The sequence below is a fragment of the Undibacterium sp. Ji22W genome (assembly GCF_049340305.1).
Taxonomy (GTDB): Bacteria; Pseudomonadota; Gammaproteobacteria; order Burkholderiales; family Burkholderiaceae_D; genus Undibacterium.
The window spans coordinates 1,033,970-1,050,664 of the sequence record NZ_JBMPOU010000001.1 but is presented as its reverse complement, the minus strand read 5'-3'; the positions used below and the strand labels follow the sequence as shown (position 1 = coordinate 1,050,664).

Below are 16,695 nucleotides of genomic sequence, written 5' to 3'. Positions count from 1 at the left end.
TTTTTATTTAAGATATTTTTTGTAAGAGTAGAGCTGTTAACCAACTCGAGAAAGCGCCCAGTGCCCAGAAAATCAAAAAGCCTATCGTATAAGCACCTAACATGTGTACATGGACACGCTCATCAAGTACGATCAACTCCATAGGGTCTACTAAGCTGAAGAAAACACCCGTCGCGACACAAGCCATCAAAAAGGCTGGCCACAATACAACCATTAACATGGAACGTACCGACATTTTTTCTTGTTGCAGATTGCTAGGTTCCAAACCTCACTCCTTCATCATTGACTCACTCTTTACCACTTACCACTCTATTCTAAAGCGCATTCGAGAAACGACTAACGACGGGCAGCAGGCATTCTATAGAATCACCGCACGTATATATTAATGCGATGGTGAAAGGTCTAAATTTCTCTGCATCGGATCAAGCCAATCACCGGTCAATCGCCACTCATTAGTCTCCAATTTCACATGCAGTATATGGAGCTCACCAGAGCTGATCGCACTTTCAAATTTTTTATCTTGAGATAAATCTGCCGTATATTTACCATCACCAACCAATTTTAGTGGCAATCGACGAACCACTTCTTCAACCGACCCAGTAGCAGCGCCTGAGCTCGCAAGACTCAACTGAACCAGCTCAGGTAAAGACTGCTTCGAACGTAGTTGCATCACGATTTTCTTGCTTGCCATATCCAGTTGCAAACCAGCATGCAGGGATAATTCCAACGCTTTAGCATCACGCTGCAAATTGGTGTTAATCATCAGTCCTTGGCGATAATAATCCTTAGCCACCACTTGATCAGCGCCGCGAAATGCAATAAATCCAGTAAACAGGCTCGCGCACACGACAATTAATGGCCCACCAACTACCAACAACAGCCATGGCTCTTTATACCAAAGATCCTTTTTCACTGGTTGCGTCAAAATTCCTGTATTCATTAAATTTCCTTCTTCCGCTTTCATTCTTCTACTTACTTAGGAACCAAGAAAACAGCTTTCTCGGTCACTGAGACATCCGCATTTTCACTATCAGAAATTACAAAACGAATCCGACTAGACCCAACCGGCGCGGCTCCAGCCGGGATTCTGACACGTACAGGAAATGCCATGCTTGTCGCTGCTTTGATTGATACTTGCGCCTCGTTTACAATGATCGCGCCTGGTACGCCTTTGACGCTAATGTGGAAATTTCGTGCGACTTCCTGCGTATTCATAATCTGTAACCGATAGACGTTTTCAGTGGCACCGACTTCTGTAATTTTCGGCATTGCTCGGTCCCGTATAACGTCGACTTTCAACGGTACGCGATACGCCAATGAGACTGCCGCTACTAAAATAATCAAACCCAAGATCGCGCCATATATCAAAGTGCGCAAACGAAACACCCGTTTCCACATCGCTTCTTTGGTCATTTTTTCTGCCAAAGCATGCTCAGTGGTATAACGAATTAAGCCTCGTTCATATCCCATCTTATCCATAACCTGATCGCAACCATCAATACAAGCGCCGCAGGCAATACATTCATACTGCAAACCTTGACGTATATCAATTCCGGTCGGGCAGACCTGAACACAGATGCCACAATCAACGCAGGAACCTAGACCTTCAGCTTTGAAATCAATCTTCTTATTCCGTGCTCCACGTGGCTCACCACGTTCAGTATCATAGGTAACGATTAATGTATCTTTGTCAAACATCGCACTCTGAAAGCGTGCGTATGGACACATATACTTGCAGACCTGTTCGCGCATAAAGCCAGCGTTACCATAGGTCGCAAAAGCATAAAACAAGAACCAGAATGTTTCCCAAGGTCCCAAACTAAAAGAAAATACTTCACTGGCTAAAGTCTGAATGGGAGAAAAATAGCCAACAAAAGTAAATCCAGTCCACAAGGCAATAGCTAGCCAAGCTAGATGTTTGGTGAATTTACGTCGAAATTTATGCGCAGACATCGGCGCCTGATCCAACTTCATGCGCGCATTTCTGTCGCCTTCAATCTTGGCCTCTACCCACATAAAAATTTCGGTATAAACCGTCTGTGGACAAGCGTAACCGCAGAATAAGCGCCCTGCAATAGCCGTAAATAGAAACAGCGATAAGGCAGAAATCACTAAGAGCACCGCAAGATAAATAAAATCTTGCGGCCACAAAACTAAACCAAAAATATAAAATTTACGGTTGACCAGATCAAATAAAACTGCTTGGCGGTCATTCCAACTCAACCAGGCAGAACCATAAAATAGGATCTGCGTAAAAAATACCAACACCCAACGCCAAGATTGAAACCAACCTTTTTGAGAACGCATATAAATCTTTTTTCGTTCTTCAAATAAAGCTAACTCAGCTTCATCAACAGGCACTGGGATAATAGGTATTTTTTTCATATCGTACTACTTTGCCTTCTTTTTTACCTGCGATACCTTGCAGGCATTCTTACTCTTATAAACAAACACACTCGCATAAATATATGCGTATGACGAGCTTACGCGCATTTTTATTTGCTGTCTGCCGTCACTTCCGGACCAGTCGCAGCAGAAGCACTGGCGATTTGTTTTAAGGCGTTGGCCTCAGCTGGAGAAACCGCGGATCCAGAATTTGACAATCCCCAAACATACGCCGTCAACAGATGAATCTTCGCATCGGTCAAGATCGTTTTGTGTGCAGGCATTTGATTGCCGCGACCTTTGTTGATCGTTTCCATGATGTTGTCGATACCACCGCCATATAACCAAACTTTGTCCGTCAGATTTGGCGCGCCAATCGCTTGATTGCCCTTACCATCTGCGCCATGACAGGCTGCACACACGCCAAATTTGCCTTTTCCAATTGCTGCTTTAATTGGATCATGTGCAGCACCTGACAAACTCATGACATAGTTGGCGACATTTTTCACGTCATCTTCACCACCCAGTGCGGCTCCCATCGGGGGCATTTGACCTTGACGGCCTTCTTGTAAAGTTGTCTTAATAATTTCGGGCGTGCCACCATACAACCAATCACTGTCTGTCAAATTCGGATAACCTTTGCCGCCTTGCGCATCTGAACCATGACATTGAGCGCAGCTATTCAAGAACAAGCGTTGACCGATTTCACGCGCCTGTGGATCCATCGCAACTTGTTTAATGTCCGTATTCAAAAACTTATTAAACAAAGGGCCATACTGAGCTTCCCCATCCTTCATTTCTTTTTGATAGGCTCCCTCCTGCGTCCAGCCAAATGTCCCCTTGTAAGAGCCCATGCCTGGATAAACAATCAGATAACCAATACTGTAAACAATCGTCAGATAAAACAACCACATCCACCATTTTGGCAATGGATTATTTTGTTCCATTAAAGACTCATCCCAAACGTGTCCAGTGGTCTCAGCCGGCAATGGCTTACCATCCGCACCGATTTTCACTTTAACTTTAGATTGAGACCACAATAAGAGTCCACACGCAAGGATACTAATGCCCGTTAACACGGCGATTGCGGTGCTCCACCATTCGCTAAAAAAATCTGCCATGGCTATTTTCCATTCTCATTATCTTGTGGCAACTGTGCCAATTCTTCAAAACGGGCTTTGTTTTTTGAACTGAAAGCCCAGTACAGGATGCCTATGAAGGCGATCATACTGATCACGGTCATCACACTGCTTAAGATCGTAAAATTCATCGTCAACTCTCCTAAAAAGTTCTATTCATCCTAGTTCTTGTTCTTGATTGCAGTACCCAACACCTGCAAATACGCGATCAAAGCTTCCATCTCTGTTTTACCATTGACGTCATCAGAAGCTTTTGCAATTTCTTCGGCGCTATAAGGTACACCTAATATTTGCATCGCACGCATTCTTGGCGCCATCCCTGCACCATCCACAGTCGCTTTCAGTAACCACGAATAGGATGGCATATTTGACTCAGGCACCACGGATCGTGGATCAGTCAAATGATCTTTATGCCAGGTATCACTGTAACGACCACCAACGCGTGCCAAGTCTGGGCCAGTTCGCTTACTACCCCATTGAAACGGATGGTCATAAACAGATTCACCCGCCACAGAATAGTGGCCATAACGCTCCGTCTCTGCACGGAATGGACGGATCATTTGTGAATGGCAACCGTAGCAGCCTTCGCGCAGATAAATGTCCCGTCCGGCCAACTGTAAAGCGGTGTACGGCTTCATGCCTTGCACTGCTGAAGTCGTCGACTTTTGAAAAAACAAAGGTACGATTTCAACCAGGCCACCAACACTGATCGTCAAAATGACCAGCACCAACATAAGACCGATATTGCGCTCGATCAAATCATGAGTAAATTTACGCATAGTTATTCTCCTGATGATGTCGAGGTTAAGCGTGAGCAGTATGAGCTGGCAATGCAGGAATCGCATTGTTGACAGGTTTTGCCAGCATCATTGTTTTCGCGACGTTATAGACCATCAACAACATGCCACTCAAGTACAAAACACCACCAGCCAAACGGATTACATAGTAGGGATACGTTGCCTTAACTGATTCAACGAAGGTATATGTCAAAGTGCCGTCTTCGTTGACTGCACGCCACATCAAACCTTGCATCACACCAGCAATCCACATCGCTGCGATATAGAGAACAATACCAATCGTCGCAATCCAGAAATGCATTTCAATCAGGCGTTTGCTATACATTTCTGTTTGGCCAAACAAACGTGGCACCAGATAGTACAAGCTACCGATTGAGATAAAACCCACCCAACCCAAAGCACCAGAATGAACGTGTCCCACTGTCCAATCTGTGTAATGTGACAAAGCGTTCACCGTTTTAATCGCCATCATCGGTCCTTCGAAAGTCGACATACCGTAGAACGATAAAGAAACGATCAAGAAACGTAAGATAGGGTCAGAACGCAGCTTGCTCCATGCACCAGACAAAGTCATTACACCGTTAACCATACCGCCCCAAGATGGTGCCAGCAAAATCAAAGAGAACAACATACCGATCGACTGTGCCCAATCAGGCAAAGCGGTGTAATGCAAATGATGCGGACCCGCCCACATGTAAGTGAAGATCAATGCCCAGAAGTGGACGATTGATAAACGATAGGAATAAACAGGACGACCAATCTGTTTCGGCACAAAGTAGTACATCATGCCAAGGAAACCTGCCGTCAAAAAGAAGCCAACCGCATTATGACCATACCACCACTGCACCATCGCATCTTGCACACCTGAATAGGCAGAATAGGATTTCATAAACGACACTGGCATTGCCGCGCTATTCACAATATGCAGCACTGCGACAGCAACGATGAACGCACCGTAGAACCAGTTCGCAACATAGATATGCTCTACCTTACGTTTGACGATCGTGCCAAAAAATACCACCGCGTAGGATACCCAGACCAATGCGATCAGAATATCAATAGGCCATTCTAATTCGGCATATTCTTTACCCTGCGTAAAGCCCAAGGGCAAACTAACTGCAGCGGCAACAATGACCAATTGCCAACCCCAAAACACGAATTCAATCAACGGACCGCCAAATAAGCGCACATTACATGTGCGCTGCACTACATAGAACGAAGTAGCAAATAAAGCACAACCACCAAAAGCAAAAATCACTGCATTGGTATGCAAGGGACGCAATCGCCCATAGCTCAGCCAGGAAATCCCGGATAAAAATTCTGGCCAGGCAAGTTGAGTTGCAATCAGCACGCCTACCAGCATGCCGACGACACCCCAAACTACTGCCATGACAGAAAATTGGCGAACAACTCGATAGTTGTAGGTGTTTTCATTGTTTATAGTCATGATCTCACTCGGTTAAAAAATACAGATGCAGGATAACAATCGTTCCATAGAGCTACATTGATACAAATCAAATATAACCTGTATTGCAAAGCAACTTTTCAATGTTTGGCAATTCTTCTGTAGATTCCCCACTAATATCGATAAAAACACCACAAATTACGATCTAATTCCCCCTTGAGGAGACCAACCAATAAAAAAAAAGACAGCCCGCAGGCTGCCTTTTTCAAACTAAAATCATTTTCAAAACATCGCTATTTCAAACAACTTATGGCGCACTATTTGTGGCTTTACTATTGAGCGCAGCCTTATTGATCTCTACTTTCGCCTTCTTTTTCAAAGCTTCGATATAACTGTACACATCTTGTTGAGCTGCAGAATTATCTAATTGCTGAGATTCGCTAGCACGACGTACTGGATCTGGCGTTCCTGCAGCTATTTTCGAAATACGATAAATATCATAACCAACACCAGGTGTTTCGATACCGACATATGCTGGCAGCTTTTGCACATCAGCTTTCAAGACCGCCAAAAATGCTTCGTTCGCAATTTCAGGCTTCTTTAAGCGGGACATTGTTTTCACATCTGAGAAGCCATTTACATCATCACTAGCCTTCAGTGCCTGCAATTTTGTTTCACCAGCTTTCTTAGCAAGGCTCAACGCCTCAGTTTCCAAAACTCGCGCTTGGATAACAGCCTTAACTTCATCAAATGGGCGCTTAGAAGCAGGTTTGTATTCAACAACACGCCCAGAAAGCAAGGTATTCGGCGCAATTTCAATTGCCTCAATATTGTGCTTCTTCTTCAAAGCATCTTCAGAAAATATAGCGCTCAGAAACTTAGGGTTATTTGCAATCATCGTAGCAGGCATGCCTGGGACCGACTGACGATTTAAGTTCGATACTTTCTCGATTTTCAATTTCAGTTTATCCGCCACCGCCTGCAAGCTATCTGCTTGTTCATAAACAGTATTAGTAAAAGTTTCAGCCGCTTCAGCATACGCTTTAGTCGCTTTTTGCTTTTTGATGTCACTAACTAGTTGTTCTTTTACTTGATCCAAAGGTTTGATCGCAACTGGTTTGATGGCAGTTAATTGAATGATGTGAATGCCGTAATCAGTTTGCACCAAACCACTGATTTCGCCTTCTTTCATTTTAAATGCAGCGTCATCAAATGCCTTCACCATTGCACCGCGTGGGAAGAAATCCAAATCACCACCGCGCTCCGCAGAGCCAGTATCTTGCGAATTATCTTTCGCCAGCTTGGCAAATTGTGAAGGATCTTTACGAACTTGTGCAAGTAAGGCTTCCGCTTTTGCTTTAACACTTTTCACTTCGGCTTCAGCCGCATCTTTTTTCAAATTCAACAAAATGTGACTAGCACGACGCTGCTCATTAGTTGTGTAATTTGTTTTATTCTGCTCGTAATGCGCTAACACTTCTGCATCAGAAACCACGACTTGACTAGCGAGGATGTCATTACTTAAAACGACATATTCAGCATTTACCAATTCCGGAATTTCGAATTGTTTCGCATTTTTGTCGTAATACGCGCGCAGCATTTCATCGGTCACTTTGACTTGCGCAACAAAATCTTTTGATTTGAAATTGAGTACTTGCACGTCACGTTCTTGTTCTGAGATCAAGGCTATGCGGTTGGCAACTGATTTGGAACTGATCGCGGTATTTTGAACAGCGTTCACCAACTGTTGTATGGTCAAATCTTGACGCATGATGGCATCGTATTGCTGCCCAGTCATACCTTGCATAGCCAACAAACTCTTATAACGTTCCTTATCGAAACTGTCACCGTCTTTCAAACCCATCGCTTCAAGAATTGCTTTTTGCAAAACTGGTTCAGTCACTGTCAACTGACTCTTCAATGCCTCTGCAGTAACGGCTTTGCGGGCGATTAAGTCATCTAAGACACCTTGACGCGCTTCCGGCGTATTGAGCATCTGTGCGTCAAAACTTGGTCCGTACGCTTGTTTCATACGATCTAATTGGGTCCGCATCGCCTGATCAAACTCTTGCTGGCTGATAGCTTGCCCGGCCACTTTTGCGACCGAGGTATTCGCATCACGCGAACGCATAAAACTATCAACGCCAAATAATGCAAAAGATGGGAAAATAATCACCAGCAGCACGCCTTGCATGATGCGTTTATGTGTACGGATATACTCAAACATGATTGACCAATCAATTCGAAAAATTTGCTACAAAATAAATATAAAAAAAGGCGAACATATGTTCGCCTTTTAGATGTTGGCGGAGCGGACGGGGCTCGAACCCGCGACCCCCGGCGTGACAGGCCGGTATTCTAACCAACTGAACTACCACTCCAATTTCCTGCTACTATTGATGTCTGGTGGGCGCTGAGAGGCTCGAACTCCCGACCTAAGCCTTGTAAGGGCTCCGCTCTACCAACTGAGCTAAGCGCCCGACACAATCAACAACATAGTGATTCGATCTCTCAAATCACGAAGAGCATTAGTTTACCGCATCTTTCAAAGCTTTGCCAGGCTTAAATTTAGGCACTTTGGCGGATTTAATCTTGATTGCTTCACCAGTACGTGGATTACGGCCAGTGCGCGCTGCACGTTTACCAACAGAGAAAGTACCGAAACCAACAAGCGTTACTGTACCGTTCTTTTTCAATGTTGTTTTTACCGCAGCAATCATTGCATCCAATGCACGAGCTGAAGCAGCTTTAGATAAATCGGCAGATTTAGCGATGTGGTCGATTAATTCAGTTTTATTCACTTACGGTCCCCTCACAATAAATTAAGACTACGATGATATTTTCGACTTTGTAATTCAACCCGCAAATACTTGGCGGGCTAGCGGAAATTTTGCATCCGGTATTAGATCAATTCGGTCAACACTATGTCAAGCAGTTTGCATGCTTTTTTAAATTCCTTGAAAAAAAACCCCTTATTCCGCCGCGAATCAGACAATAAACGAATCCAATCGATCTCAAATATCCGGTGTGACGACTTTCAAAAAATCGAAACACATTGCAGCTTTTTGAATAGGATACAGCCAAACAATAAGAAATTCTGATCATTCTCAAGATATTCAAGCTTCACGCTCAGGCAGCGCTATCACATGAGTTGAAAAAAATCGCATATAGTTGAGCCCTTTCAAGCTTTAATTTTTACGGTTTATTCTCATGATGAAATTCGATGTCGCGATTGTAGGAAGCGGATTAGCAGGATTATCGGTTGCGTTACACCTCGCAAAAACCCACAAAGTAGCAGTGATTTCAAAACGCACATTACTCGATGGTGCCAGCAACTGGGCACAAGGCGGCATCGCGGCTGTACTTGACTCACACGATAGCCATGAGCAACACATAGAAGACACAATTATTGCTGGCGGCGGATTGTGCGACGAGGTTGCCACACGCACTATCATCGAGCAAGGCCGTGCAGCGATTGACTGGCTAATCGAACAAGGCGTACCGTTCACAAAAGACCAGCACGCCGAGCTAGGCTTCCACCTCACACGCGAAGGCGGCCACAGTCAACGACGTATTATCCACGCCGCAGATGCAACCGGCCATGCGGTCCAAGTCACCTTAGAGCAACTGGTCAGGAGCCATCCGAATATTAGTTTATTCGAACATCATTACGCGATTGACGTGATTACTTCGAGCAAAATCGGCGACAGCTCTGCGACGCCGCGCTGTCTCGGCTTATACGTTCAAGATGTGAAAACCGGTGTCGTACACACTGTCGGCGCTCAGCATACGGTAATGGCTACTGGCGGCGCGGGGAAAGTCTATCTCTATACAACCAATCCAGACACTGCTACAGGTGATGGCATCGCAATGGCATGGCGTGCAGGTTGCCGTGTCGCCAATATGGAGTTTATGCAATTTCATCCAACCTGCCTGTACCACCCATATGCAAAGTCTTTTTTAGTGACTGAAGCCGTACGTGGGGAAGGTGGAATTTTGAAACTACCACCTGAAGCCGGTGCGGCTGCTGGCACCCGATTTATGTTGGCGCACGATGAGCGCGCCGAACTTGCCCCACGCGATGTTGTCGCTCGAGCGATCGATTTTGAAATGAAAAAACGTGGACTAGATTATGTTGAGCTGGACATCAGTCATCAGTCGCCAGAATTCTTAAAAGAACATTTCCCGACGATTTACGCGCGTTGCTTGGAATTGGGAATAGACATCACAAAACAGGCGATTCCTGTTGTGCCCGCAGTGCATTTTACCTGCGGGGGCGTAGTCACTGATACTTTAGGACGTACAGACATTCCGGCGCTGTATGCGGTGGGTGAAACTGCTTACACGGGGCTACACGGCGCCAATCGTCTCGCCAGCAATTCTTTACTTGAGTGTCTGGTCATTGGAAAAGCAGCAGCGCAGCATATTACTGAGCAAGAGCGATTCGAGATTCCTGATTTGCCAGCATGGGATGAAAGCCGCGTATCAGATGCAGATGAAGAAGTCGTGATTGCCAACAACTGGGATGAGTTACGACGCTTCATGTGGAATTATGTTGGCATCGTCAGAACCACCAAGCGACTCGAACGCGCAAAACACAGAATTCGACTATTGAAAGAAGAAATTGACGAGTATTATGCCAATTTCAGAATTTCAAATAATTTACTGGAATTACGCAACCTCGTTGAGGTGGCATCGCTAATTGTGAACAGTGCCTTATCACGGCGTGAAAGTCGCGGTTTGCACTTTAGTCGCGATTATCCTAACACGCTACCAAAAGCCTTGCCTACAGTTTTATCACCTAAGCAAAAGCTCAAAACTCCCAAAAAATAATCCGAGAAAAGCCCATTAGATAATTACTTTGTTTACTTGTTCACTACAAGAAAACAATCGCTTTCCACTTGCTCCAGTTTATTATCATATCGGCTCGTAGCGTATATACTCCACGAGCCGTGTTGACTGTGATCAATCCAATACTTAGCGCATTATTCAATCCGTCAGATCATCTACGTCGCGAATTTTATTTAGCGCCTCATCTATGCGATCGACAGCAACAATTTTCAGACCTTCAATTTTCTGCTTTGGCGCATTAGATTTAGGAATCATTGCAATCGAAAAACCAAGCTTTGCAGCTTCTCTCAGACGTTCTTGGCCACGCGGCGCTGGCCGTATTTCACCTGCCAAACCGACTTCACCAAATACCACTAAGCCACGCGGTAAGGGCTTATTCCGCATGGAAGAATTAATCGCCAACAGCACCGCTAAATCTGCAGCAGGTTCTGTAATTTTTACACCTCCCACTGCATTGATAAACACATCCTGATCAAACGCTGCCACACCTGCATGGCGATGTAGCACAGCCAATAACATTGCCAATCGATTTTGTTCCAAACCGACTGAAAGTCGCTTTGCATTTGGCGCATGCGAAGTGTCCACTAAGGCTTGAATTTCAACCAAAAGTGGACGCGTCCCCTCCTGCGTAACCATGACACAAGATCCAGCTACTTGGGTATCGTGCTGCGACAAAAACAAGGCAGAAGGGTTGGAAACACCTTTCAAACCGCGCTCTGTCATCGCAAATACACCAAGCTCATTAACAGCCCCAAAGCGGTTCTTAATAGCGCGAACCAATCTAAAACTCGAATGCGTATCACCCTCAAAATACAACACAGTATCGACGATATGTTCCAATACGCGCGGACCGGCCAAAGCTCCCTCCTTAGTCACATGCCCGACCAAAATCATGGTGATATTCATGGTCTTGGCAACACGCGTTAACTGCGCAGCGCATTCACGCACTTGAGCCACTGACCCGGGTGCTGAACTCAAAGCATCGGAATACATCGTTTGAATAGAATCGATCACAACTACTTGTGGTTTATGTTCCGCCAGTGTGTTGAGAATTTTTTCCAATTGAATCTCGGCCTGCAATGAGACACCTTTTGCATCGACTGCTAAACGTTTGGCACGTAAAGCAATTTGTGCACCAGATTCTTCGCCACTCACGTACAGTACTTTTTTAATCTTGGTAAGATTAGACAAAGCTTGTAACAGTAGTGTCGATTTACCTATTCCAGGATCACCACCGATTAAGACCACACCACCAGGCACCAGACCTCCGCCCAAAACGCGATCAAATTCTTCTATTTCGGTTCCAAAGCGAGGAATATCCTCAGCATCGATCTCCGCTAAATTCAAAACTGGTGCGCTCTGCGCTAATCCCTGATACTTATTCGAAAAACGATTTCCAGCCTCCTCTATCAGAGTTTCAACCAAAGTATTCCATTGCTGACAGGATGGACATTGTCCAGCCCACTTACTTTGTACACCACCACATTCCGTGCAGGTATAGTTTGTTTTTTGTTTAGCCATATTGAATCTAAGTAGGTCATTGCAATTTCTTCGCGCCAAAGTTAAAGGAAGAAGAAATTCAGAAAATACTGATATTTTACACAGTATTATAAACTCACCAGGAGTTCAGCATTTATTTACCACCGTCTTAATACTGACCTACTACACACACATCACGTCATTTGCTTGTTGTATTTCAAGGATATCAGAGGTATTTCATGGTATAAAGCAAGCCTGCCAGACAAAGCATATGAAAAGCAAAGGTCAACAGAACGAATGAAACGCGGTTTTTACACAATTATGGCAGCCCAGTTTTTCTCATCACTGGCTGACAATGCACTCCTGATTGCAGCAATTGCACTATTAGCGACGATGGAATCTCCAGCATGGATGACGCCGCTACTCAAATGGAGTTTTGCTCTGTCATATGTCTTACTCGCCGCCTTCGTCGGTGCATTTGCTGATTCCCGCCCCAAAGGCAAGGTGATGTTTTTCACCAACCTAATCAAAATTGGCGGTTGTGCCCTGATGTTTTTAGATGTACATCCTGTCATTGCCTACGGCGTCGTTGGATTTGGTGCAGCTGCATACTCTCCAGCTAAGTATGGCATCCTGACCGAATTATTACCTGCGGAAAAATTAGTCGCCGCCAATGGCTGGATAGAAGGTCTCACTATCAGCTCTATTATTTTAGGCGTAGTTCTTGGAGGCAAACTCGTTGATCCACAGATTTCCGCAAAGTTATTGAGCTTTGATTTTCCTTTGATTGATTTCGGCATCCACACCACCAATCAATCCGCACTCACTGCAATCACCGCCTGCTATATTATTGCCGCCATCTTCAATCGGTATATTCCAGATACAGGTGCTCAATATCAAAAACAAGAATCCAACCCGTTCTGCTTATTACGCGACTTTACGCATTGCTCAATTAAGTTATGGCGCGACAAATTAGGACAAATATCCCTCTCAGTAACAACATTATTTTGGGGGGCCGGTGCCACGCTGCAGTATTTAGTGTTGAAATGGGCGGAAGTGAATTTAAATATGCCCCTAAACAAAGGCAGTGAATTGCAAGGAGTGTTTGCAGTTGGCATTGCGATCGGAGCACTCTTCGCAGCGCGTGTCGTACCACTCAAAAAATCATTATCAGTCATGCCACTAGGCGTACTGATGGGCTTGGTCGTTACCACCATGATTTTTGTCACGAATGTATGGTTCGCCTATCCGCTACTGATTTTTATTGGTGGCTTGGCAGGTTTTTTTGTGGTGCCAATGAACGCGCTATTGCAACATCGCGGTCACGTTTTGATGAGCGCCGGGCATTCAATTGCCGTACAAAATTTCAATGAAAACTTGTCGATTTTGGTATTGCTGGCGCTATATGCAATCATGGTTTCACTGCAACTACATACCCATGTCATTATCGTGATTTTTGGACTATTCGTTGCATCCACTATGTATGCAGTCATGCTTAAGCATAAGGCAAATCAAAAAATATTCGATTCAGTTGCCTTAATTGGGGAACAAAAACATTAGCAACATGAATGTTGTAGCGAATTCATTTGCTATTTCAAATCAATTTTCAAATTATTGATGAATCTGCGCTGCGCGTGCTGGCCAATCGTTAGGCACAACCATGCCACGACAAAACTCCTGCATCACGGCACCATTTTTTTTCAAAATCGCCACCATCACTGGCGAGAAATCCACTTGAAAATGTCTTTGTAGAGTATCTAGGATTAAGGATTTATCGAGCGCTTCCTCAATACCAACCTGTGCTGGCGCCAGCCATTGTAGACGATCTAATTTTAAAGCATACGGAACCGCGAGTTGCTCAAACTCACTCATAGTCCACCAAAATCCCAGACAATGATTTGCGTTAATTCCAGCGACCACTTGCCGATGCTCCGAACTTCGATAAAAAAGCCAACCTTTGATCAATGCACGCGCAGCCACAACCTTGGATTGAATTAATTTCCGAGCAGCGTCATGCTGCGACAGAGTCAATTGGCGTTGCAAAATTTTTTGCATTTTCGCACCCAAACTATCATTCAAATTGGGGCCAACGTAGTCATACACGTTAGCTATCGGTCCATTATCAATGTTTAGTTTAGTCGGGTTTGAGGCATGATGAAAAAGGTAAAATTTCGTCGCCAGTTCAATGTGAAGCAAACCGCCTTCTGCAAATAAAAGATAATCAAATTCGCCTATGGTCTCAGCCTTCTCATTGTGAACTTGAATACCATGTCCATAAAGTAAGCCAACATGATTGAAATAAAACACCAACAAGTCTTCCGCATAATGGCCGAGGCGTAGAAACTTGTGGATCTTTAAGGCTTCATGCAAAGCCGTCGGATGAGCGTCCAGACTAAACAACCATGCACGCAACTGTTCAGGATTGGGCAAATCTAAAGTGGCAATTTGATGCCACCAAATCGCTGAATTTTTATCTAACAAATCCGGGGAAGTTAATAGCCAAGCTAAAGCACGGACGTGTCTATCTTTCAGCTGAGACCATTCTTGATGAAAACGATCCTGATAAGTAATCATGTGATATTTCTCTAAGAAAGAGCATCGTTTAACTTACAAATATCATTCCATACATCTAATTTTTGCATTGGATCTGTCAATAATGCTAGCGTACCATGTGTGACGAAGACAGGAATATTCCGATAAAGGTGCTGCGAAGATCTCAAATCTGGCAACTTAGTTTCTGATGTCAAACCAAGCAGCGCCGCTGCGACACGTTCACCTAGCACAAATATTGCGCGCGGCTTAGCCACTTCAATTTCTTGCCGCAAGAATGAAATGCAAGCATCGACATCATCAAGGCTAGCCACAAGTTCAGATGAAGTTGGTGAGCAGGCCTTAAACATCGAGCTTCGAAAAAATGTCATTGTCGTTCTGAATTCGGATGGCAATGACAATGCGACCATCAAATTTTGAATTAGCTTTTCCTGGGCGTCCAATTGCAATGGTGCCGCAAACTCGCTGACCAACAAAATATCAAGCGAATTTGGCGCGATCGCAAATTGGCTCTTCCCAAAATTCCGGCATAAATTACATTGATTACAGTCTTGTATTGCTTTATCGATCTCATGAAGACTAGAGGAAATTTTAGGCAGCAAAGCTGATGTGTTAGCACCAGTAGATTTACTTTCAGTCATCGATACCAAAGGAGCTCTCTGCAATACCGTATCAGCAAGGACTGCATCATTCGCGGGCGCAGAAAATTCTCGACTCTTCCAAATCTCACCTATACCTAAATTCCGTAAATAGTATTCACGCAAATTGCTCATAGAGCCCCGTTCCTAATGTAATTCACCATTACTGCGCTTCAATCCGCATCACGATAGCGTCCTCACGTTGTCCCTCGTGAGCGGGGTAATAGGCTTTTCGACGCCCTATTTCAAGAAATCCAAATCGCCGATAAATCGCAATTGCCCTCACATTACTCACCCGCACCTCAAGCATAATGGACAAAAAATTTCGTTCTTGTGCGATCTGCAGCATTTTTTTCAACATGATGTGCGCATAACCAAATTTCTGTTTTTGGGCATCAACCGCAAAGGTCAACAAATGAAACTCATCAACTACGGGCATCAGAAAAAAATAAGCAACCAAGTTCTCTTGTCGGTCACGAATTCCCCAAGCATCATGGTGATCATAAAATGAATCTAAAAAATTTCCACGCGTCCAAGGATGCGTATAGACCGCCTCTTCAATTGCTAGTATTTCATCCAAATCATTGATACCGAGCTGGCAAAAACGATATTGATCCATATCAGCGATGGACAAAAACTTTGTGCTCACGATTCAAGTCTCACGCGCCAATGCTCGCTCGGCAGTTGTTTGCGCCACTTTGTTTCGCAAATACAGAGGTTGAGCCTGAGCGGCATCAATTGCCAATCCTTGCTTATAATTTTTCTCTGCAATTTGCAAGGCAAATTGCGCATGTGGCATCACTAGGATAGTTGGAAGACCTTCATCCGCATCTGGCAACGCCAGTCCTTGCCCTAGCACCAAAGTCAGCTTTGCTTCCCGAGCATAAGCTAAGGCAGTAGTTAGATCACTCAGACTTGGCGCTTGAATTTCTAACCAGGCTTCCCCTTCCAAACGATAATGTGCCCAGTAAACCTCATTCATACGAGCGTCTAAACAGCAAACAAAATCCAAGCGTTGTTCTGCAGATTTTGCGGCTTCCGCCATGGCAAGCAAACTTACGACAGGCAAAACTGGAATTTGCAATCCAAATGCCAGTCCTTGTACTACACCACATGCCGTACGCACGCCCGTAAATGCTCCTGGCCCACATCCAAACGCAATCGCATTCAATTGATTCAAGTTCACGCCAGCTTCCTGCAGCAGCTCCTGCAAAGCCGGAAGCAGGCCATAAGAATGTGTTTGCACACCAGACAAGTCACGGCAAATAATATGGTGATTGTGGAGTAAAGCGACAGAAGCGAGATCTGTCGAAGTTTCAATAGCAAGTAATATCGTCATACTGTTATTTTAACCTGTCGCAAGCATTGCTAACAGCGCAAATTCGACATCAATTTTATTCATCGCACCATCCCAAGGATGCAAGGACAAAGCGCTATCGGTTAAAATAAGC

General features: G+C 44.6%; 16 protein-coding genes and 2 tRNA genes. 2 read left to right on the top strand and 16 right to left on the bottom strand.

The window, feature by feature from the left end; translation table 11 throughout:
- Positions 1–7 precede the first annotated feature (7 nt).
- The 11 genes from ACO0KW_RS04415 to ACO0KW_RS04365 form a co-directional block, all read right to left on the bottom strand.
- A complete protein-coding gene (locus tag ACO0KW_RS04415) occupies positions 8–265 on the bottom strand; it encodes a hypothetical protein (protein WP_423051009.1) in 258 nt (85 codons plus the stop codon).
- A gap of 117 nt (positions 266–382) precedes the next feature.
- On the bottom strand, positions 383–940 hold the full coding sequence (locus tag ACO0KW_RS04410) for a FixH family protein (RefSeq protein ID WP_423051007.1): 558 nt from the start codon (positions 938–940) through the stop codon (positions 383–385).
- A 32-nt stretch (positions 941–972) separates the two neighbouring features.
- On the bottom strand, positions 973–2,385 hold the full coding sequence (gene ccoG, locus ACO0KW_RS04405) for a cytochrome c oxidase accessory protein CcoG (protein WP_423051005.1): 1,413 nt from the start codon (positions 2,383–2,385) through the stop codon (positions 973–975).
- A gap of 110 nt (positions 2,386–2,495) precedes the next feature.
- Positions 2,496–3,506 carry a cytochrome-c oxidase, cbb3-type subunit III gene (gene ccoP / locus ACO0KW_RS04400; RefSeq protein WP_423051003.1) on the bottom strand — a complete coding sequence of 337 codons (1,011 nt, stop codon included), beginning with the start codon at positions 3,504–3,506 and terminating at the stop codon, positions 2,496–2,498.
- 2 nt (positions 3,507–3,508) lie between these two features.
- Positions 3,509–3,655 (bottom strand): cbb3-type cytochrome oxidase subunit 3, encoded by a 147-nt coding sequence (locus tag ACO0KW_RS04395; protein ID WP_186942912.1) that lies wholly within the window; start codon positions 3,653–3,655, stop codon positions 3,509–3,511.
- A gap of 30 nt (positions 3,656–3,685) precedes the next feature.
- Complete coding sequence (ccoO, locus tag ACO0KW_RS04390; protein WP_423051000.1) at positions 3,686–4,303, bottom strand: cytochrome-c oxidase, cbb3-type subunit II; 618 nt, start codon at positions 4,301–4,303, stop codon at positions 3,686–3,688.
- A 25-nt stretch (positions 4,304–4,328) separates the two neighbouring features.
- Complete coding sequence (gene ccoN, locus ACO0KW_RS04385) at positions 4,329–5,768, bottom strand: cytochrome-c oxidase, cbb3-type subunit I (RefSeq protein WP_423050998.1); 1,440 nt, start codon at positions 5,766–5,768, stop codon at positions 4,329–4,331.
- A gap of 265 nt (positions 5,769–6,033) precedes the next feature.
- Positions 6,034–7,953 (bottom strand): SurA N-terminal domain-containing protein, encoded by a 1,920-nt coding sequence (locus tag ACO0KW_RS04380; RefSeq protein WP_423050996.1) that lies wholly within the window; start codon positions 7,951–7,953, stop codon positions 6,034–6,036.
- A gap of 77 nt (positions 7,954–8,030) precedes the next feature.
- Positions 8,031–8,107: transfer RNA gene (locus ACO0KW_RS04375), tRNA-Asp, on the bottom strand.
- 23 nt (positions 8,108–8,130) lie between these two features.
- Positions 8,131–8,206: transfer RNA gene (locus ACO0KW_RS04370), tRNA-Val, on the bottom strand.
- Between the two features lie 48 nt (positions 8,207–8,254).
- Positions 8,255–8,527 (bottom strand): HU family DNA-binding protein, encoded by a 273-nt coding sequence (locus ACO0KW_RS04365; RefSeq protein ID WP_186889306.1) that lies wholly within the window; start codon positions 8,525–8,527, stop codon positions 8,255–8,257.
- Positions 8,528–8,939: 412 nt separating this feature from the next.
- On the opposite strand from ACO0KW_RS04365, the gene nadB reads away from it, so the two are divergent.
- On the top strand, positions 8,940–10,559 hold the full coding sequence (gene nadB, locus ACO0KW_RS04360; protein WP_423051966.1) for an L-aspartate oxidase: 1,620 nt from the start codon (positions 8,940–8,942) through the stop codon (positions 10,557–10,559).
- Between the two features lie 156 nt (positions 10,560–10,715).
- Here nadB and radA read toward each other — a convergent pair whose 3' ends face one another.
- Positions 10,716–12,098 (bottom strand): DNA repair protein RadA, encoded by a 1,383-nt coding sequence (gene radA, locus ACO0KW_RS04355; protein ID WP_423050994.1) that lies wholly within the window; start codon positions 12,096–12,098, stop codon positions 10,716–10,718.
- A gap of 255 nt (positions 12,099–12,353) precedes the next feature.
- On the opposite strand from radA, the gene lplT reads away from it, so the two are divergent.
- Complete coding sequence (gene lplT / locus ACO0KW_RS04350) at positions 12,354–13,616, top strand: lysophospholipid transporter LplT (protein ID WP_423050992.1); 1,263 nt, start codon at positions 12,354–12,356, stop codon at positions 13,614–13,616.
- A 51-nt stretch (positions 13,617–13,667) separates the two neighbouring features.
- Here lplT and ACO0KW_RS04345 read toward each other — a convergent pair whose 3' ends face one another.
- Genes ACO0KW_RS04345 through tsaB form a run of 4 tightly spaced genes read right to left on the bottom strand, consistent with a single transcriptional unit; the run spans position 13,668 to position 16,583 of the window.
- Positions 13,668–14,630 carry a DUF1853 family protein gene (locus ACO0KW_RS04345; RefSeq protein ID WP_423050990.1) on the bottom strand — a complete coding sequence of 321 codons (963 nt, stop codon included), beginning with the start codon at positions 14,628–14,630 and terminating at the stop codon, positions 13,668–13,670.
- Between the two features lie 11 nt (positions 14,631–14,641).
- A complete protein-coding gene (locus tag ACO0KW_RS04340) occupies positions 14,642–15,379 on the bottom strand; it encodes a uracil-DNA glycosylase family protein (protein ID WP_423050988.1) in 738 nt (245 codons plus the stop codon).
- A 28-nt stretch (positions 15,380–15,407) separates the two neighbouring features.
- Positions 15,408–15,893 (bottom strand): ribosomal protein S18-alanine N-acetyltransferase, encoded by a 486-nt coding sequence (gene rimI, locus ACO0KW_RS04335; RefSeq protein ID WP_423050986.1) that lies wholly within the window; start codon positions 15,891–15,893, stop codon positions 15,408–15,410.
- A 3-nt stretch (positions 15,894–15,896) separates the two neighbouring features.
- A complete protein-coding gene (gene tsaB, locus ACO0KW_RS04330; protein WP_423050984.1) occupies positions 15,897–16,583 on the bottom strand; it encodes a tRNA (adenosine(37)-N6)-threonylcarbamoyltransferase complex dimerization subunit type 1 TsaB in 687 nt (228 codons plus the stop codon).
- Positions 16,584–16,695 lie beyond the last annotated feature (112 nt).

Coding starts and splice junctions, on each gene's coding strand:
- ACO0KW_RS04410 (WP_423051007.1), bottom strand. CDS start 940: ATGAATACAGGAATTTTGACGCAACCAGTGAAAAAGGATCTTTGGTAT.
- ccoG (WP_423051005.1), bottom strand. CDS start 2,385: ATGAAAAAAATACCTATTATCCCAGTGCCTGTTGATGAAGCTGAGTTA.
- ccoP (WP_423051003.1), bottom strand. CDS start 3,506: ATGGCAGATTTTTTTAGCGAATGGTGGAGCACCGCAATCGCCGTGTTA.
- ACO0KW_RS04395 (WP_186942912.1), bottom strand. CDS start 3,655: ATGAATTTTACGATCTTAAGCAGTGTGATGACCGTGATCAGTATGATC.
- ccoO (WP_423051000.1), bottom strand. CDS start 4,303: ATGCGTAAATTTACTCATGATTTGATCGAGCGCAATATCGGTCTTATG.
- ccoN (WP_423050998.1), bottom strand. CDS start 5,768: ATGACTATAAACAATGAAAACACCTACAACTATCGAGTTGTTCGCCAA.
- ACO0KW_RS04380 (WP_423050996.1), bottom strand. CDS start 7,953: ATGTTTGAGTATATCCGTACACATAAACGCATCATGCAAGGCGTGCTG.
- nadB (WP_423051966.1), top strand. CDS start 8,940: ATGAAATTCGATGTCGCGATTGTAGGAAGCGGATTAGCAGGATTATCG.
- radA (WP_423050994.1), bottom strand. CDS start 12,098: ATGGCTAAACAAAAAACAAACTATACCTGCACGGAATGTGGTGGTGTA.
- lplT (WP_423050992.1), top strand. CDS start 12,354: ATGAAACGCGGTTTTTACACAATTATGGCAGCCCAGTTTTTCTCATCA.
- ACO0KW_RS04345 (WP_423050990.1), bottom strand. CDS start 14,630: ATGATTACTTATCAGGATCGTTTTCATCAAGAATGGTCTCAGCTGAAA.
- ACO0KW_RS04340 (WP_423050988.1), bottom strand. CDS start 15,379: ATGAGCAATTTGCGTGAATACTATTTACGGAATTTAGGTATAGGTGAG.
- tsaB (WP_423050984.1), bottom strand. CDS start 16,583: ATGACGATATTACTTGCTATTGAAACTTCGACAGATCTCGCTTCTGTC.